Source organism: Neisseria weixii (assembly GCF_002327085.1).
Lineage (GTDB): Bacteria > Pseudomonadota > Gammaproteobacteria > Burkholderiales > Neisseriaceae > Neisseria > Neisseria weixii.
On sequence record NZ_CP023429.1, the window covers coordinates 777,471 to 796,710 of the forward strand.

Below are 19,240 nucleotides of genomic sequence, written 5' to 3' on the forward strand. Positions count from 1 at the left end.
TCAGACGGCCTTTTGAACCATTGAACTTTTCATCAAAATAACTACATGAAAAATATCCGAAATTTCTCCATTATTGCCCACATCGACCATGGTAAATCAACGCTGGCCGACCGTTTCATTCAGTATTGCGGCGGTTTGGAATTGCGTGAAATGAGCACACAGGTGCTGGATTCTATGGATATTGAAAAAGAGCGCGGCATCACCATTAAGGCGCAAACCGCGGCTTTGAGCTACAAAGCGCGTGATGGCCAGACTTATCAGCTCAACCTGATTGACACTCCCGGACACGTTGACTTTTCTTACGAAGTGTCGCGCTCGTTGTCTGCTTGCGAAGGCGCGCTGTTGGTGGTGGATGCGTCGCAAGGTGTGGAAGCGCAAACCGTGGCCAACTGCTACACCGCGATTGATTTGGGCGTGGAAGTCGTACCGGTGTTAAACAAAATCGACTTGCCTGCCGCCGACCCTGAGCGTGTGGAGCAGGAAATTGAAGACATCATCGGCATCGATGCCATCGGCGCAGTGCAGTGTTCGGCCAAGAGCGGCGTGGCGTGGAAGATGTGTTGGAAGAAATCGTGGCCAAAGTGCCGGCACCTGAAGGTGGCGAAGATGCGCCTTTGCAGGCGATGATTATCGATTCTTGGTTTGACAACTATGTCGGCGTGGTGATGCTGATCCGCATCAAACAAGGCCGTCTGAAACTCAAAGACAAAGTGCGTTTCATGAGCACCAAAGCGGAAACGCAGGTCGAGCAATTGGGTGTGTTCACGCCGAAATCGGTGCAGAAGGCGGAATTGAAAGCCGGTGAAGTAGGCTTTTGATAACCGGTATTAAAGAATTGGGTTCGGCCAAAGTGGGCGACACCATCACGCTGACGGCCAATCCTGCCGCCGAGCCGCTGCCGGGCTTCCAAGAAGTGCAAAGCCAGGTATTTGCCGGCCTGTATCCGGTGGAAAGCCACGATTACGAAGCCTTGCGCGATGCCTTGGAAAAACTGCAACTTAACGACGCGGCTTTGAAATTCGAGCCGGAAGTGTCGCAAGCCTTGGGTTTCGGTTTCCGTTGCGGATTCTTGGGTCTGCTGCACTTGGAAATCGTTCAAGAGCGTTTGGAACGCGAATTCGACATGGATCTGATTACCACTGCGCCGACAGTGGTGTATGAAGTGGTGATGAAAAACGGCGAAAAATCGAAGTGGAAAACCCGTCCAAACTGCCCGACATCAGCCAGATTGAGACCATTCTCGAGCCGATTATCACCGCAACCATTCTCGTACCGCAGGAATATGTCGGCAACGTGATGACGCTGTGTAACCAAAAGCGCGGCGTGCAGGTCAATATGCAATACATGGGCCGCCAAGTGATGCTGACCTACGATTTGCCGATGAATGAAGTAGTGATGGATTTCTTCGACAGGCTCAAATCCACCTCCCGCGGCTATGCTTCGTTGGATTATCAGTTTAAAGAATTCCAAGCTTCTGATTTGATTAAGCTGGATATTATGGTCAACGGAGAAAAAGTCGATGCCTTGAGCCTGATTGTGCATCGTCAAAGCGCGGTACACCGCGGCCGTGAATTGGCTGCCAAAATGCGCGAGCTGATTCCGCGCCAAATGTTTGACATCGCCGTGCAGGCCGCCATCGGCAGTCAGATTATCGCCCGTGAAAATGTCAAAGCCCTGCGTAAAAACGTATTGGCGAAATGTTACGGCGGCGACATCACGCGTAAGAAAAAACTATTGGAAAAACAAAAAGCCGGGAAACGCCGTATGAAACAGGTGGGCAATGTGGAAATTCCGCAAAGCGCGTTCTTGGCGATTTTGCAAGTGAGTGACAAATAATGGGTACAAATTTATTGTTTGCAGCCATCGCTGCCTTTGTGTTCGGCGTGGTGCTGTATCTGAAAAGCAGCAAAGTGCGTGAAGACAACGGGGAATGGAGCAGCGGCCTGCAATGGGGCTATCTGCTGATGATGATCGGCGTGTTCGGTGTATTGTCTTTTTTCATGAGTTTTACCGCCGTATTGCTGGTGTTTGTCGTGTTTACCGGCATTGTGTGGTTTATCCATAAAGGCCGTCTGAAAAAAGATCCGGCGCATCAAGACGAAGGCCACTTTACCGATTACATGAACGGCTTTTCCCGATTATCTTAATCGTATTTGTATTGCGTACCTTTATCGCCGAACCTTTCCAAATTCCGTCGAGTTCGATGCGTCCGGGCTTGGTGGTAGGCGACTTTATCTTGGTGAATAAGTTTTCATACGGCATCCGCACCCCGATTATCAATAATTTGCTGATTCCGACCGGTAAAGTCGAGCATGGCGATGTGGTGGTGTTTACCTATCCGGAAAATCCGAGCATCAACTACATCAAGCGCGCCATCGGCTTGCCGGGTGATGTGGTTGAATACAAAGACAAAGTCTTGAGCATCAACGGCCAAACCATTACCGAGCAATCCGAAGGCATGCAGACTTACGCCGAAAACACCCGCCAATACGGCATGGTGGATATTGAAGCCGAAGCCTTCCGTGAAAACATCGGCAACCACAGCTACCAAGTGTTGAAAATGGCCGAGCAGCCAAGCTTCCTGCCGCAAGCCGTGCGCGCCAATTTTGCTTATCGTGAAAACTGCGAATACGCGCCAGACGGCTCCGCCTTTAAATGCACGGTGCCGGAAGGTCATTATTTTATGATGGGCGACAACCGCGACAACAGTGAAGATTCCCGCTACTGGGGCTTTGTGAGTGATAAACTGATTGTTGGCAAAGCATTTTTTGTGTGGATGAACTTCGGCGATATGAGCCGAATCGGTACATCGATTAAATAAAAGTTGATGTGAAAGGCCGTCTGAAACACCATGTTCAGACGGCCTTTTGCCATATCGATTAATCTGCCGGTTTGCTTTTAAGCGAGCCCAAATAAATCGCCAGCAGCGTCATCGCCGCCCCAAGCCACTGTAAGCCGTTGATCGGTTTGTCGAGCCAGAAATAGTCGATAACTAAGGCGGCGACGGGTTCGGAAAGCAGTAAAAGACCGGTGAGCGAGAGCGACAGTAATAGAATGGCATAAGCAATCAAACCCCAAGCAAAACACTGCATCACTACGCCGTAAATCAATACCAAGCCGACATCGCGCAAAGTGGCCGGGTAGAGTGCGCCCGCATCGAACATCAAGGCCGGCAAAATCAGCGACAATGCGCCACCGAAGCTTAAAATCATCATTAAAGGAAACAGCGCGGTATGTTCGATTTGATGGGTTTTACGGATAAATACCATCGATAAAGCCAACATCGCACCTGAGGCAATCCCGCTGACGAAGCCCCAAACGGCATCGCTGTTGTAACTGAATTCCGGGCTGCCGATAAAGGCCACACCAGTAACGGCAATCAGCAAACTGAGCATTTGCAGTTTGCTTAAGCGCTCGCCGAAAAAGAAAAAGCCGATGGCGGATAGGAAAAAGATTTGCAGGCTGTTGAGCAGGGTCGAAATACCGGGGCCGACAGCGTGGATGCTCTCATGCCACAGCGCCAAATCAAAGGCAAGGAAAACGCCGGAGAGCAGGGCGGTGTAAACCGCTTTTTGTTTTGGGGTAATTTTTGACCGAAAAAGCGCGCCAAGAAGAAAAACACCACACCAGAAATGGCCAACCGCCAGAAGGCAATGGCATAAGAGCCAACATCGACAAATTTCACAATCAGGCTGCCCAAGCCGAAAATAATGCAGCCGGCTACCAGCAGCGGTGCAGCATGTAAGGCGTGCCGTTCAGACATGATGCTCCTATAAATATGGATGAATCGGGCTTTGGATTGTGCCATATTTTGGGTGTAAATAGAACCATACTTTTCAGACGGTCTCATCAATTATAGCGGCTTACACCAAATCTTTAACTGCTTCTTGCTTTTCCAATAATTCGTTCAAGGTGGGGCAATGCGCTGCCGGCTGAAGTCATCCGATAAACCCAAACCTTGTACAATTTGATAATTGCTGTTTTCACAAATCACAGGAAAACCGAAAATCACGTTTTCAGGGATGCTGTATGACCCATCCGGCGGCACACCAATGGTGACCTATTTCACGACCGGTCACTTTATTCAATGCTTCGCCCTGTGTTTTGAAAATCGCCGCGTTGGCATTGAGCAAATCCGAACGCTCCATACCTTTGTGCAAAAGTTTCATTCTAAAAAATCAACTTAACACAATCTTGTTATTTTTCATATTTTTCAGTTATATTGTGTTTTCTTTAACACAAAGCGCGATGAGCTCAATGGTTCATCAATTGTTTGACACTATGCAAGAGGTACCCATCATGAGTAAAGTACAAGAAGTCAAATTACAACGCAATCTTAAAAATCGTCATCTGCAACTGATTGCCATTGGCGGTGCTATTGGCACGGGTTTGTTTATGGGCTCAGGAAAAACCATTAGCTTGGCAGGACCTTCGGTGTTGCTGACTTATATGCTGATTGGTTTTTTTCTATTTTTCGTCATGCGCGCCATGGGTGAATTGCTGTTATCAAATCTCGAATATAAATCTTTTACCGATTTTACCCACGATATTTTAGGGCGCGGTGTGGGTTTTTTTGTCGGCTGGACCTATTGGTTCTGCTGGGTTGTGATTGGTATTGCCGACATTATTGCGATTACAAGTTATGTGCAATTCTGGTGGCCTGATGTACCGCTGTGGCTGCCAGGTTTGGCGTGTATTTTCATTATGGCGTCGTTGAATATGCTGACGGTACGTTTGTTTGGCGAAATGGAGTTTTGGTTTGCGCTGATTAAAATTGTTGCCATTGTTGGCTTGGTTTTGGTAGGGGTTTATTTGATTGCAACGGGTTTTGTGAATCCAAATACAGGCATTCCTGCGTCGTTGAGTCATTTATGGATGCGTGAAGGTGGGATTTTTCCACACGGCATTGGGGGCTTTTTCTCGGCATTTCAAATTGCGGTTTTCGCCTTTTTGGGCATTGAATTAGTAGGCACCGCAGCAGCAGAAACGCAAGACCCTTATACCAATTTGCCTAAAGCGATTAACCGCATTCCGATTCGCGTGATTGTGTTTTATGTGTTGGCATTGAGCATAATTATGACGGTTACGCCATGGGATATGGTAGATCCCAAAATCAGTCCATTTGTAAACATGTTTACCATGATTGGCATTCCGATTGCCGCAGGTTTGATTAATTTGGTGGTCTTGTCGTCTGCTTTATCCTCAGCCAATGGCGGTATGTTTTCCACAGGGCGTATGTTATACGGCTTGGCAAAACGCAATCTGCACCGCGCGTATTTGGTTTATTGAATTTACGTGGTGTGCCTGCGCCCGCATTGATGTTCTCTTGTAGCTTGTTGTTATTGGGTTTGATTTTGCTTTATGTGGGCGAAGACACCAGCATTATGGAAATGTTTACCATCGTTACCACCATTTCCAGTATTGGTTTTATTTTTGTGTGGATGATGATTTTGTTGGCATACATCAAATATCGCAAAACGCGCCCTGAATTACACGCGCAATCGGTGTACAAAATGCCAGGCGGCGTGATGATGGCTTGGGCATGTTTGGCATTTTTGGTGTTCTCACTTTATCTTTTCTCGCGCGACGCGGATACGCTCACAGGTATGCTGTATATGCCCGTTTGGTTCGGTGTTTTGGGTATTGCTTATGCTGTAAAATTCCGTAAGCCGTAAAGTCATAAAAATGGTAAAATTTCAGGCAGCTTGTTTTCAGGCTGCCTGAAACCTTTGTAACCTTTTATCTTGGGCACATTTCTTCGCGATACACTTTTCGTACGTTTGAAAATATTTCAAATATTATCTGCGCATATTGCGATGCTATCGCTTTGAACTGCGTTCAAATTTAGAGGCTTACAAAGCGTGCGCAAGCGCGGGCACTAATCAAAATCGCAATCTGCATCTTTAACGCGCCACTTCCGGGATCATCGGCGGCAAACACACCCAGCAGCAGCAGAAACGCGTAATCGTGCATTTCCATGACCCTGCAAAGCTTTTTGCGTATGCGGCAAATCCGGCAACTGCAAAATCATCGGCTGGCCGCGTCCCGGCATAATCCCGCCGGCAATGCGGAACAAAGCCGCATACGCAATTTGCCCACCGCACCGGTGGCCGCAATACGGATAGGGGGTTTCAAAGTCATCATCAATCTCTGTAAGAAAAACAAAAGATTAAAGAAGCGGGGTTATAATAAATGCTGTCCTCCGCAACAATATGGCAAAAATAAAAGTTTTCTTACAAAAATAAAGAAGGCCGTTTGAAAGGCGGCAGCATATTGCTGCTTTTCAGGCGGCCTGGACGGCATGATTATTCGCAATTCAAATTTTTGACCTTTTGCGGAAAATCATGCAGCGCGATTTCACACATTCTCACCCGCTGTTTTTCATCGGCGGCAGGCAGCGATTGGCGCAAAAATGTCGTGTTCCCGCTTTGGAACAACGCCTTTTTCTCGCCTACCTTGTGATAACACGCCTCCGCGCGTTTGAAATATTCTTGACAGACCGGCGGCATTTCTTCCAAAGCCAAAGGTTTGTGTTTGTGCATACTGCGCGCCGAAGCGGCGGAAGCCGAAGCAGCCATTGCTGCCAGCAGCAACCATTTGAAAACATGATTCATCATGAGATTCCTTTAAAAAAATGAACTTTGTCATTATAAAACTGGGTATTCAAAAAACAGAAGAGTGTGCATAAAGTTTTATAAAAGATAAACAAAAGGCCGTCTGAAAGATTTCAGGCGGCCAATAAATTAATAAGCAGCCCTAAAATAAATCAGGCTGCTTTTTTAAATGGTCGGAATGAGAGGATTCGAACCTCCGACCCCTGCACCCCATGCAGGTGCGCTACCAGGCTGCGCTACATTCCGGTTGAGAAGTAGGAATTATAAAGATTGTTGGGTGATTTGGCAAACAGGGTGGGAGGTAGATTTCAGTATATGCGCTTGATGATGGAAAGCCAACTTACTTGCCGTACAGGCAAAGCTTTACTGATGGCAAGACCTTGTGAAACAAAGGGGTATGGCGCAGGCACGGAAGCGGTGGGCGGGTTATGCGGGGATTCGGGTTGTTTTTTATCTCAACGAGTTTATAAAAATGAATAGAAAAAGGCCGTCTGAAATCAATGATTCAGACGGCTTTGAGGGTATGGATTGACCGATCCCAACCAACACGCGTGCCTTAGGGCTCACATCCTACATCTGACGATGCTTCAGACGGCCTATAGGATAGACGTGTAGCGGCTTTTATTTCTGACAATCCGATTTGCCCGTTTTATGGTTGATTGCACCTTGCGCAACCAAGTATTCCACTACCGCCTTATGGCCTTTTTCACAAGCAAACGACCGCGCGCTTTGGTCTTTTTTGCTGACCAAATTCAAATCCGCACCTTGCGAATGCAGATATTTCACCGTTTCCAAGCCCCCGTTGCTGGCTGACACAATCATCAGCGTTTCGCCGTCGTCTTCCACCGTTTGGTCGTTCAAATCCGTTTCCGCGCGCAGCATATGATGCACTTTCTTCACGATATTGGTGTTTTTGCCCAATGCCGCCAACTTCAAAACGTTATACACATCGCCGCGGTCGGTCGCACGCAGGTCGGCACCTTTTTCAATCAAATAGTCGGCAATGTCTTCATAACCGATAAATGCCGCCCAGCCGAAAGCCGTTTGCCCTAAAGCCGCTTCGTCTTTTGCTTCCAAATCCTGACCGGCTTCCACCATCTGCTTAACCTTGGCAAAATCGCCGCGTTTTACCGCATCAAACCAAGCCGCATCTTTGCTTTCCGAAGGCTTTTCGTAAAAAATGCGCCAGTGCAGCTTATCCGAATTGGCAATGTCTTCCATATCCGCACGGCCCAAACGCCAGCCGTCTGTGGCAACCGCAGCATCCGCTGATTGAGTATGAGGCGCAGAATGTCCGTTGCACGCGCTTAATGCGGCGGCGCGAAATGTTTCATTAAGTATTCCTTAATCGGGATATGAATCGGAAACAACATTTTACCCTAATTTCAATGTAAAAGCGGCAGCAGCGCAGACGGGGTTAAAAATGCAGAAAAAGCGGCGAAGAATACGGCCGTGTTACCCTGATAACCGTATTCAACATGATGGGCGGCCAAAACACCAAGCCGTTGATTGGGTCAGAGCCGGAAGAATAAGGGCGGCCGATTTTATGCACCAAGCCGGTTTGGTTAAAACCGCAGATAACGTAAGCCTAACCGCTACAGTTAAAGAAAAAGCCCAAAACTGCAAAATTATTTGCTATGCTCGGGCAACGAGCTTAAGGGGCTGGAATAAAACAAGCCGTCTGAAACCTTTCAGATGGCTTGTTTGTGATGAGGAGGTATGACCGGTATGCGAATGTTTAGGGGAACAGCGAGACAAAAATAACCTGATTCAGCCGCTTTAAGAATTGGAAATAAAGCAATGCTGTCTCAAAGATTTCAGACGGCATTCGAGTTTGAAGCCCAACGAATGCGCCTATGCTTCGGGGCACACGCCCTACACGCGGAATCAGCGATCGTTGAGTCGGCGGTAGAGTGTGCGGCGCAGCCACGCACGCGGTTGTTTATTTAAGTTTCCATCATTCCCCAAAATTCATTATCCGAGCCCCAGCCGTCCCGCCCCAATCCGGCGGCAGCAAACCATCACGCACGAAGCGGTGGAATGAAGAAAACGGCCAATCTTTTACCTTAACCGCCAAACCATGTTTCACCGGATTGAAATGCACATCATCCACCGCACGCCGCAAATCCGCATCATCACGCACGGTATGTTCGTAAAACGGCGCTGCCAAATCCCTTTTTCATGCCGCCGCTGTTTGCTGGCGGATAAACCATCCGATGCAGCGAAATGATGTGAGAAACGGGTTTTCATCAAGCGCCAGCGCAGCGAATAATCGCAATCGCCATCGTGTAAAGGCCAAACCGCATGAAAATGGTTGGGTATAACGCAAATTGCTAGGGTTTCAAACGGATAGCGTTTTTGCACCGAGGCTTAGGCTTCGCGAAGCAGATTGATATGTTCGACTAGTAAACGCGATTTCGGGTCGGCAAGTTTAACGGTAAAGAAAAACGTGCCGTCTTCGATGTAGTTGCGGCGATAGTGCGACATTTATTTCCTTTGTTATTATTTCGATTTGCACTATCATAACAAAGGCGGTGAGAAAGCAAAAGGCCGCCTGAAATGTATCGGTTTCAACATACAAGGGTGTGTGGCGCAGTCACGCACGTGATGGTGTGGGTTATGCAGGCTACGCTTGCTTTTAAAAGGGATTAAAAATAACCATTAGCCGAATTTCGTTTGTAATGCTTGTAGTGCTGAATTTAAACATTCTTCCGCAGAAAGCGCAGCAGTATCCCCGAGTTTGGGTACGGTATGCAAATCCAGTACATATTGCGCTTCATCTGCGAGTATATCCTGGGTGAAAGATGGTTTTACTTGGTATGTTTCCAATCTGAACAAACGTGCGTAAAACTCCCCGTTACCGTTTTTCAAAATTTCAAGTTTGAAATTCAACTCATCATCCAGCAGGGCAATCGGATTTACAACAATTGTTTTCACTACTTCTGAATATTGCAGCATTCTTAGTCTCCCGATTTAAGCAGCAAGGGTGTGTGGTGTAGCCACGCACGCGGTGGTGCGGGTTATTCAGGCTACGCTTGTTCCGGCTTGCTACCATTTGCTATTTTGTATTTTCAAAAGCTCCTTAAGAAATACACTAAAATCTAGCGTATTATTAAGCTTAAGTACTTCAGCTACTTGCAATGAACGCCTGTTGATACGAGGTAATAGTAATACACAATAGTTTTCTTTGTATGGTTCAGGCAAATATCGCATAAAGTAATCAGCCTTGAAAGTTTCCATTATCTCTCTAAATTCATTTGTAAAGCTATAATGATTGGATACGATAAACATTTCAAATTTTTGAATAAGTGAATATACAGAGTTTTCATTAATTTTATAACTATGTAGTTTACCTTTTAAGAAAATTTTTTTGTTAAGCTTTTTGGCTAGATAGCGAGCAGCAGAAAAATGATGGGATCCGCCAGCATTGATGAGGAATAAACGTTTATCCCATACATAGGTTGCAAAGTAATCAGAAGAATTTTTATGAAAAATCCTTATTTCACGCCAATTTAGGTTCTGCTCAAGTTTCTCATGACTGATTGGAAAAATCATTTCTTTAGAGTTGTTTTCAACTAACTCATCTAAGCTGAAAAAGTCTCTTAATTCAGACTTGGAAGCTGCTAAACCTGTAACATCTTGAAGCTCACATTCCCAGTTTTCTATGATTTCACATATTCCGAAAAACTTGAATTCATCTAATCGTAATTCACGAAATTGATACCTATGATCTTCATATACCCAACCTTTTGCTGCTCCATATGGGTGATGAAAATAATAAGAATCTATATCTTGCCAATCATGCCAACGAATTACACTTGATAATGCAATACTTTTCTGGGGTTCTTTAAGTGAGTTAACAATAAACAACTCATTTTGATTAATAAATTTGCGAATGGAGATATTTAATCGTAGTAATTGAATTTTATTTAGAATTGAATAAAACATTTTTCAAATACTTCCCAGTATAACTCCCCTTAACTTTCATCACATCTTCCGGCGAACCCTTGGCAATAATCCTCCCCCCACCATCGCCGCCTTCCGGCCCTAAGTCTACAATATAATCCGCCGTTTTAATCACATCCAGATTATGCTCGATAATGACAATCGAGTTGCCTTTGCCTTTCAGACGGCCTATTACCTCTAATAACAAGGCAATATCGGCGAAGTGCAAACCCGTGGTCGGTTCGTCGAGAATATACAAAGTGCGGCCGGTGTCGCGTTTGGAGAGTTCGAGCGCGAGTTTGACGCGTTGGGCTTCGCCACCTGATAAGGTGGTGGCGGATTGGCCGAGGCGGATATAGCCGAGGCCGACGTCCATCAGGGTTTGCAGTTTGCGCGATACGGTGGGCACGGCGTCGAAGAATTGGCGGGCTTCTTCTACGGTCATATCCAGCACTTGGCTGATGTTTTTGCCTTTGTATTGCACCTCCAGTGTTTCGCGGTTGTAGCGTTTGCCGTGGCACACTTCGCAGGGTACATACACGTCGGGCAGGAAGTGCATTTCGACTTTGATCACGCCGTCTCCCTGGCAGGCTTCGCAGCGGCCGCCTTTGACGTTGAACGAGAAGCGGCCGACGTTGTAGCCGCGTTCGCGCGAGAGCGGCACGCCGGCGAAGAGGTCGCGGATGGGGGTAAACAGGCCGGTGTAGGTGGCGGGGTTGGAGCGTGGGGTGCGGCCAATGGGGGATTGGTCGACGTTGATGACTTTGTCGAGATGGTCGAGGCCGCTGATATCGTCGTAGGGCGCGGGTTCTTCGTGGGCGCGGTTAAGCTCGCGGCGGTGATTTTGGCGAGTGTGTCGTTAATCAGGGTGGATTTGCCGCTGCCGGATACGCCGGTGATGCAGGTAATCAAGCCCAGCGGCAGTTCGAGGGTAACGTTTTTGAGGTTGTTGCCGCGCGCGCCTTTTAACACCAGCATTCTTTCGGAGTTGACAGGCGTTCTTTCAGAGGGCACTTCGATTTTCTTTTTGCCGCTTAAGTATTGGCCGGTAACGGATTCTTTGCAGGCGGCGACTTTGGCGGGGGTGTCGGCCACCAGCACGTTGCCGCCGTGTTCGCCGGCGCCGGAGCCCATATCAATCACGAAATCGGCTTCGCGGATGGCGTCTTCGTCGTGTTCGACCACAATCACGCTGTTGCCCAAGTCGCGCAGGCGTTTGAGGGTGGCCAGCAGGCGGTCGTTGTCGCGCTGGTGCAGGCCGATGGAGGGTTCGTCGAGTACATACATCACGCCGGTTAGGCCGCTGCCGATTTGGCTGGCTAAACGGATACGCTGGGCTTCGCCACCGGAGAGGGTTTCGGCGGAACGGGCGAGGTTGAGGTAGTCGAGGCCGACGTTAATCAGAAAGCCTAAGCGCTCGGTGATTTCTTTAAGGATTTTTTCGGCAATCTGCTTTTTGTTGCCTTCCAAATCAAGTTGTTCAAAGAATTCATGGGTTTTGGTGAGCGGCCAGGCGGAAAGCTCGTGCAGCGGCTGTTTGCCCACATACACATAGCGCGCTTCTTTGCGCAGGCGCGCGCCGCCGCAGCTCGGGCAGGCGCGGTGGCTTTGGTATTCGCGCAGTTTGTCGCGGATGGTTTCGCTGTCGGTTTCGCGGTAACGGCGTTCCATATTGGGAATGATGCCTTCAAAGGCATGGTTGCGTTTGAATGTGCCACCGCGCTCGGAAAGGTATTGGAATTCAATCACTTCTTTGCCGGAGCCGTGCAACACGATTTTTTGGATATTGGCCGGCAATTCTTCAAACGGCGTTTTCACATCAAAATCATAATGGGCGGCAAGTGATTGAATCATTTGAAAATAAAACTGATTGCGCTTGTCCCAGCCGTCAATGGCGCCGTCGGCCAACGATAATTCAGGATGCGCTACTACGCGCTGCGGGTCGAAGAAATTATTGCTGCCCAAACCGTCGCAGCTTGGGCAGGCGCCGACCGGATTGTTGAAGGAAAACAAGCGCGGCTCTAATTCTTGCAGGCTGTATGAGCACATCGGGCAGGCAAAACGCGCGGAAAACCAATGTTCTTCGCCGCTGTCCATTTCCAAAGCCAACGCGCGCTCTTCGCCGTGGCGCAGCGCGGTTTCGAAGCTTTCGGCCAAGCGCTGTTTGATGTCGGCTTTCACTTTGACACGGTCGATGACTACGTCGATGTCGTGTTTGATGTTTTTTTCCAGCTTCGGCACTTCATCCAGCGTGTACACTTCGCCATCGACGCGCACACGCGCAAAGCCATGCGCCTGCAAATCGGCAAAAAAATCGACGAATTCGCCTTTGCGGCCGCGTACCGCCGGTGCCAGAATCATCATGCGCGTATCTTCCGGCAAACCCAACACATGATCGACCATTTGTGACACGGTTTGGCTCGATAAAGGCAGGTTATGCTCGGGCAATAAGGCGTGCCGATACGCGCATACAGCAGGCGCAGGTAATCGTGGATTTCGGTGACGGTGCCGACGGTAGAGCGCGGGTTGTGGCTGGTGGATTTCTGTTCGATGGAAATGGCGGGTGACAAACCCTCAATCAAATCGACATCGGGCTTATCCATCATCTGCAAAAACTGGCGCGCATAGGCGGAAAGGCTTTCCACATAGCGGCGCTGGCCTTCGGCATAAAGGGTGTCGAAAGCCAGGCTCGATTTGCCGCTGCCCGACAAACCGGTTACTACCACCAATTTATGGCGCGGAATATCCAAATCGATGTTTTTCAAATTATGCGTGCGTGCGCCGCGGATGCGGATGGTGTCGTTGTCGGAAGCGTTTTTGTGATGATGGTTGCACATAGTGTTTAGGCCGTCTGAAAATAAAATCGAGAATAGGATATTGTAGCACTTTTCGTCAGTTCAACTGATGATGTGCAGTGTCGATTTTTTCAGACGGCCCGACTATTTACGCCGATAATCCGTTATAATCCCCCAAACCCTACGAATAAAGGAATCCGCATGAACAAACCTTCTTATCCGCATCCGATTATTGCCCGCGAAGGCTGGCCGTTTATCGCCATCGGTTTTATCGCCAGCGTGTTGGTGACGGCTGTCAACGGCTGGTTGTCGCTGCCGTTTTGGCTGTTTACTATTTTTGCGTTGCAGTTTTTCCGTGATCCGGCACGCTACATTCCGCAAGATGCGGATGCGGTGTTGAGTCCGGTTGACGGCCGTGTGGTGGTGGTTGAGCGCGCGCAAGACCCATACCGCAAAACCGAAGCCCTGAAAATCAGCATTTTTATGAACGTATTCAACGTGCATTCGCAAAAATCACCGGTGGACGGCACGGTTGAGGCAGTCGAATACAACCGCGGCAAATTCCTGAATGCGGATTTGGACAAAGCCAGCACCGAAAACGAGCGCAATGCCGTGTTGGTGACCACCGCTACCGGCCGGGAAATTACCTTTGTGCAGGTGGCCGGTTTGGTGGCGCGCCGCATTTTGTGTTATACCCAAGTCGGCCGCAAATTGAGCCGCGGCGAGCGCTACGGCTTTATCCGCTTCGGATCGCGCGTCGATGTTTACCTGCCTTTGGATGCTAAAGCCGAAGTGGCGATTGGCGACAAAGTGACCGGCGTGAGCACCATCTTGGCACGGTTGCCGTTGAAATCACCGGAGGCTAAACCGTTTGACGATGCGCCGGTGAATGCGGGAAATGCAGCGCTGCAAACAGTGGCGACAACTGCCCCGCAATCTGCCGAGCCGGTGACTGCTTCGGAAAACACCGCCGAAGTCAGCCAAGCAGCGATTGAAGAAGCGGCGGACAAAGTGCGCGAAGCGGCGGCTAAGGCTGTTGAATCTTAACCGCAGCAAATCATCAAAAGGTTTTCAGACGGCTGTCTGAAAACCTTTTTTTATGCATGAAACAAGCGCATGCTTGGCGTGTTTGACGTAGAATAGGATTTTTGATTTAGGCTGAGATTTTTAAGGTTCAGCCGATAACGAATAACCTTAAAGTAGTCGTCACTCCCGCGCAGGCGGAATCCAGTTTAGGCTTTAAGAAACCTATTTTATTCAATAGCTTGTTGTTAAAAACGGATTCCCGCCTGCGTAGGAATGACGTCGTTTTCGTATGTCGGCTGTTCAACATTTTTATAAAATCCCAGGCCGTCTGAAAAAGGAAATATCTTGAGTAAAGCCCGTTTGTTTCCCGTTGATAAATCTTTGGAAAAACCTGAGCGCGTGATGTTGGTCGGGGTGATGTTGAGTGCGGATTATTCCGGTGTCAATGAGTTGCGCGAGCAATCTTTTCAGACGGCCTTGGAAGAAGCCGCTGATTTGGTGCAGGCGGCCGGTGGTGATTTGGTACAGATAGAAACCGCCAAGCGCGATAAGGCGCATGCGGCGTTGTTTGCCGGCACGGGCAAAACCGATGAGCTGGCCGCCGCAGTCAAGCAGCATGATGTGGATTTGGTGGTGTTTAACCACGAGCTGACACCGACACAAGAGCGCAATTTGGAAAAAGAACTGCAATGCCGTGTGCTCGACCGCGTGGGTCTGATTTTGGCCATTTTTGCCAAACGCGCGCAATCGCAAGAAGGTAAATTGCAGGTGGAATTGGCGCAGTTGTCGCATTTGAGCGGCCGATTGGTGCGCGGTTACGGCCACATGCAGAGCCAAAAAGGCGGTATCGGTTTGAAAGGTCCGGGGGAAACGCAATTGGAAACAGACCGCCGCTTGATCAACCAAAAAATCACCGCGTTGAAAAAACAATTGCAAAGCGTGCGCAAGCAGCGTGCCACACGCCGCAAATCGCGTGAATCAGGCCGTCTGAAAACCTTTGCCATTGTCGGCTACACCAATGCCGGAAAATCCAGTTTGTTCAACCGCTTAACCAAGGCCGATGTATTGGCGAAAGACCAATTGTTCGCCACGCTCGACACCACTGCGCGCCGCCTGTTTCTGTCGAATGAAGCCAGTGTGATTCTTACTGATACGGTCGGCTTTGTGCGTGATTTGCCGCATAAATTGGTGTCGGCTTTTTCGGCGACCTTGGAAGAAACCGCGCTGGCTGATGTATTGCTGCATGTGGTGGACGCATCCAATCCGGATTTTCAACGTCAAATTGATGATGTGAACGAAGTGTTGCAGGAAATTAAGGCGCATGAAGTCCCACAATTGGTGGTGTATAACAAAATAGATTTGTTGCCCAAAGGCGAGCGCGAAGCCGGTGTGTTGCGCGATCACCGCGGCAAAGCGGTAGCGGTGAATATCTCGGTAGAGAAAAGTTTGGGTTTGGATGCCTTGCGCGAAGCGATGGTTGAATATGCATTGACAGACAGGCCGTCTGAAGCCAAAGGTAAATCAGGGAGCGTTTACCAATGAAATTCAGACGGCCGGAAGAAGGCAGTCAAATTGTATGCAGGTGCAGTAATTTGATAGGGGAAATTCGGATTAGCGGGCAGTAATCTGCTTCACATTTACGTGCTTCTTGGATTTTTTTTGAAGGTTCTCATACAAGATCCAAACGGCCAAGCTGAGGTAAACAGTGCTGGATAAGATGCCGATAACGGCAAAGATGGGCATAAGGCGATCAATCATGATAATTCCAAGTGAGTTAATTAGGTATTTTTCGTCAATGTGTATTTTGTTGCGCAGATGATTCTGCTTTGTTGTTTTCCGTCTTATGCGGAATATGGGAGTAGCATGCGATTTTAATTTTCGCAGGTCAATTGAAAATGTATTAAAATTTTAAAAAAAGTTCCATTTTTACATTCGGATAATCGGAATAATTTCCAGATAAAAGGTAAATTAATTGACCGTTTATTTTTGGATAAAAAGTTAATATTATGAAAAATATAAATAAAATATTATTTAAAAATATTTTCATTTTATTTTGAATAAATAGGCTGTCTGAAAGTAACGTGTGCAATAATGAAACACAAGTTTTAGATACAAAATACTAAGTATAAACTCTATAAGGCATGATTGTTGTGTGCTAATGCAATAATCGCAATTTACTATCATGAAGAAAAACTGTTTCCACTGCGGACTCGAAATCCCCGGGCATATTCATTTACCCGTAATTTACGACAATGAAGAGCGTGAAACATGCTGTATGGGTTGTCAGGCGGTGGCGCAAAGCATCATTGATGCCGGTTTGGGCAACTACTACAAACAGCGAACCGCCGATGCGGAAAAGGCTGCTTTACCCGAGCAGGATATTTTGTCGCAACTCAAGCTCTATGATTTGCCCGAGGTGCAGGCTGAATTTGTTGAAGTGGGTGAGGGTGATGAGCGCGAAGCGGTGTTGATGCTGGGCGGCATTACTTGTGCGGCCTGTGTGTGGCTGATTGAGCAGCAATTGTTGCGTCTGCCCGGGGTGAAACGCGTGGATTTGAATTACAGCACCCACCGCGCACGTGTATCGTGGAATAACGGCCAGGTGGCGCTTTCTGATATTTTATTGCGTGTGCAGTCAACCGGGTATACCGTGTCGCCTTATGATGCGCGAAAGGTGGAAGAGTCGGCCAATAAAAAGCGCAAGCAATTTATCGTGCGCTTGGCGGTGGCCGGTATGTGTGCCATGCAAACCATGATGTTTGCCCTGCCGACCTATCTCTACGGTAACGACATCGAACCGCTTTATCTGCAGGTTCTGCATTGGGGCAGCTTTTTGATGGTATTGCCGGTGGTGTTTTATTGCGCCGTACCGTTTTATAAAGGTGCGTGGCGCGATTTTAAAAACCGTCGTGCCGGTATGGATACGCCGATTGCGATTGCGGTGTTGATGACGTTTGCCGCCGGTATTTACAGCATGATGCAAAACACCAGTGAGGGCATGTATTTCGAGTCGATTGCCATGCTGATGTTTTTCCTGATCGGCGGCCGTTTTATGGAACAAATCGCGCGGCGCAAAGCCGGTGATGCAGCCGAGCGCTTGGTGAAGCTCGTGCCCGCGTTTTGCCATCGCCTGAAAGATTATCCCAATAGTGATGAAACCGAAGAAGCTGTAGTCGCCAAATTGCAGCGCGGCGAGATGATTGTGGTGAAACCGGGCGAAGTGATTCCGGTTGACGGTACAGTCTTATCGGGCGAGAGCGAAGTCAACGAAGCCATGCTCACCGGCGAGAGCCTGCCTGTGTCCAAGTGTGTTGGCGATCAAGTGATTGCCGGTACGCTTAACGCCGCCAGCCCGCTCATTATCCGCACTGACACAATAGGCAGTGAAACGCGCTTGTCGCATATTGTGAAATTGCTCGACCGCGCCTTGGCACAAAAGCCGCGTGTGGCCGAATTGGCCGAAAAATACGCATCTAATTTTGTTGCTGCCGAGTTGATTTTGGCGGTGCCGGTGTTTATCGGCTGGGCCTTATACGCCGACGTGCAAACCGCCTTGTGGATTACTGTGGCGCTGTTGGTGATTACCTGCCCGTGTGCCTTATCGCTCTCCACCCCGACCGCGCTGGCCGCTTCCACCGGTTCGCTCGCCAAAGACGGCGTGTTGGTTGGCGGCAAAAACGCCCTGGAAGCCTTGGGGCAGATTGATGATTTGGTGTTCGACAAAACCGGCACACTCACGCGCGGTGAATTATCCGTCAGCCGCATTATCGCTTTAGGCCGTCTGAACAATGAAGACGGATTAGCCATCGCACAAGCCTTGGAGCAGCAATCCGAACATCCGATTGCGCGTGCCATTTTGAATCACGCCTCCGATCAAACCTTTTCAGGCAGCCTGATTGCCGGCCAACGGGTAAACCGTGTCGGCCACGGGTGAGTGCGCAAATTATCTTTGGCGGACAAACGCAAATCTGGGCATTGGGGCGGGCAGGGTTTGTCGCCGAAATTGCCGGCGCGTTGCCCGAAGCCGCTCAAATCGCCCACAACGGCAGCATGGTGTTTCTCGGCAACCAAAGCGGCTTTCAGACGGCCTTTTTACTGCAGGACGAAATCAAGGCCGGCACAGCGGAAATGTTGGCCGATTTGAAAGCCAAAGGCATCCGCCTGCACTTATTGAGCGGCGACAGGGAAGCCGCCGTCGCACATGTTGCCCAAACCTTGTCTTTGGATGACTATCAGGCCGAAGCCACGCCCGAAGATAAGTTGGGCTATGTCGAATCGCTGCAAAAACAAGGCCGCAAAGTGTTGATGGTGGGGGACGGCATCAATGATGCGCCTGTGTTGGCGCAGGCCGATGTGTCTGTGGCCGTGGCCGGTGGTGCCGATGTGGCGCGTGATGGGGCCGATGTGGTATTGCTCAACGACGATATGCGCATCATCCCGCAGATGCTCGACCAAGCCCGCCGCACACACCAAATCATTCAGCAAAACCTGACTTGGGCAACCGCTTACAACCTGATTGCTGTGCCGCTGGCCGTGTTGGGCTATGTCAAACCATGGATTGCCGCGCTGGGCATGAGCTTGAGTTCGCTGCTGGTGCTGGGTAATGCGATGAGATTGTTGAAACGTAAGTGATTGTTGTAGCTTGGTGGGGAACGGAAGGCCGTCTGAAATTTTTCAGACGGCCTGAGATCTTTGCAAAGCCCTAAATTTGAGTGCGGTTCAAAGTTGCCGCAGCACAGAAAGCGAAGAACCTATCATAAAGATAGGCAAACTTTCGAGCAGCACACAACGAAGAAATGTGCCAAAAATAGGGATTTTGCAAAAGCCTCGGCCTTTGCCTGTTTGTGGTTGTGCAGACTG

The 19,240-nt window shown here is 48.9% G+C and carries 10 protein-coding genes, 1 tRNA gene and 6 pseudogenes; 7 read left to right on the top strand and 10 right to left on the bottom strand.

Going from position 1 to position 19,240, the window contains the following annotated elements:
• The first annotated feature begins 45 nt into the window (after positions 1-45).
• Positions 46-1,836, top strand: a pseudogene (gene lepA, locus CGZ65_RS03960) (translation elongation factor 4).
• Positions 1,836-2,821, top strand: a pseudogene (gene lepB, locus CGZ65_RS03965) (signal peptidase I). The pseudogenes lepA and lepB overlap by 1 nt, the downstream one beginning before the upstream one ends.
• Before the next feature lie 58 nt (positions 2,822-2,879).
• Here the strand turns inward: lepB and CGZ65_RS03970 are convergent.
• Both CGZ65_RS03970 and CGZ65_RS13180 read right to left on the bottom strand, forming a co-directional pair.
• Positions 2,880-3,763: pseudogene (locus CGZ65_RS03970) on the bottom strand (DMT family transporter).
• Positions 3,764-4,016: 253 nt separating this feature from the next.
• Entirely contained in the window at positions 4,017-4,169 is a 153-nt protein-coding gene (locus CGZ65_RS13180) for a hypothetical protein (RefSeq protein ID WP_198345339.1), read from the bottom strand.
• A 226-nt stretch (positions 4,170-4,395) separates the two neighbouring features.
• On the opposite strand from CGZ65_RS13180, the pseudogene CGZ65_RS03980 reads away from it, so the two are divergent.
• Positions 4,396-5,675, top strand: a pseudogene (locus CGZ65_RS03980) (amino acid permease).
• A gap of 169 nt (positions 5,676-5,844) precedes the next feature.
• On the opposite strand, the gene CGZ65_RS15085 reads toward CGZ65_RS03980, so the two are convergent.
• From CGZ65_RS15085 to CGZ65_RS04000, 4 genes are all read right to left on the bottom strand, one after another.
• Entirely contained in the window at positions 5,845-5,979 is a 135-nt protein-coding gene (locus CGZ65_RS15085) for a hypothetical protein (RefSeq protein WP_269768626.1), read from the bottom strand.
• A 326-nt stretch (positions 5,980-6,305) separates the two neighbouring features.
• Positions 6,306-6,614 carry a hypothetical protein gene (locus tag CGZ65_RS03990; RefSeq protein WP_096294902.1) on the bottom strand — a complete coding sequence of 103 codons (309 nt, stop codon included), beginning with the start codon at positions 6,612-6,614 and terminating at the stop codon, positions 6,306-6,308.
• A 170-nt stretch (positions 6,615-6,784) separates the two neighbouring features.
• Positions 6,785-6,860 (bottom strand) — tRNA-Pro (locus CGZ65_RS03995).
• A 375-nt stretch (positions 6,861-7,235) separates the two neighbouring features.
• Positions 7,236-7,850, bottom strand: a complete 615-nt coding sequence (locus CGZ65_RS04000) for an ankyrin repeat domain-containing protein (RefSeq protein WP_232507525.1) — start codon at positions 7,848-7,850, stop codon at positions 7,236-7,238.
• Positions 7,851-8,414: 564 nt separating this feature from the next.
• On the opposite strand from CGZ65_RS04000, the gene CGZ65_RS12750 reads away from it, so the two are divergent.
• Complete coding sequence (locus tag CGZ65_RS12750) at positions 8,415-8,564, top strand: hypothetical protein (RefSeq protein ID WP_157742704.1); 150 nt, start codon at positions 8,415-8,417, stop codon at positions 8,562-8,564.
• A gap of 7 nt (positions 8,565-8,571) precedes the next feature.
• On the opposite strand, the gene CGZ65_RS13810 is transcribed toward CGZ65_RS12750, so the two are convergent.
• The 4 genes and pseudogenes from CGZ65_RS13810 to uvrA all read right to left on the bottom strand — a co-directional run bounded on the left by CGZ65_RS13810 (position 8,572) and on the right by uvrA (position 13,396).
• The gene (locus CGZ65_RS13810) at positions 8,572-8,784 is read right to left on the bottom strand and encodes a transposase (RefSeq protein WP_232507526.1); all 213 of its coding nucleotides are present in this window, start codon (positions 8,782-8,784) and stop codon (positions 8,572-8,574) included.
• A 491-nt stretch (positions 8,785-9,275) separates the two neighbouring features.
• Complete coding sequence (locus tag CGZ65_RS04015; protein ID WP_096294904.1) at positions 9,276-9,572, bottom strand: hypothetical protein; 297 nt, start codon at positions 9,570-9,572, stop codon at positions 9,276-9,278.
• A gap of 90 nt (positions 9,573-9,662) precedes the next feature.
• On the bottom strand, positions 9,663-10,562 hold the full coding sequence (locus tag CGZ65_RS04020) for a DUF6685 family protein (protein ID WP_096294905.1): 900 nt from the start codon (positions 10,560-10,562) through the stop codon (positions 9,663-9,665).
• Positions 10,540-13,396: pseudogene (gene uvrA / locus CGZ65_RS04025) on the bottom strand (excinuclease ABC subunit UvrA). Before uvrA ends, CGZ65_RS04020 begins: the two are co-directional and overlap by 23 nt.
• 159 nt (positions 13,397-13,555) lie before the next feature.
• Here uvrA and CGZ65_RS04030 point away from each other — a divergent pair.
• The 3 genes and pseudogenes from CGZ65_RS04030 to CGZ65_RS04040 all read left to right on the top strand — a co-directional run bounded on the left by CGZ65_RS04030 (position 13,556) and on the right by CGZ65_RS04040 (position 19,012).
• The gene (locus CGZ65_RS04030; protein ID WP_096294906.1) at positions 13,556-14,401 is read left to right on the top strand and encodes a phosphatidylserine decarboxylase; all 846 of its coding nucleotides are present in this window, start codon (positions 13,556-13,558) and stop codon (positions 14,399-14,401) included.
• Between the two features lie 324 nt (positions 14,402-14,725).
• Positions 14,726-15,922: a GTPase HflX gene (gene hflX / locus CGZ65_RS04035; RefSeq protein ID WP_096294907.1), complete on the top strand. Its 1,197-nt coding sequence runs from the start codon at positions 14,726-14,728 to the stop codon at positions 15,920-15,922.
• A 640-nt stretch (positions 15,923-16,562) separates the two neighbouring features.
• Positions 16,563-19,012: pseudogene (locus CGZ65_RS04040) on the top strand (heavy metal translocating P-type ATPase).
• Positions 19,013-19,240 lie beyond the last annotated feature (228 nt).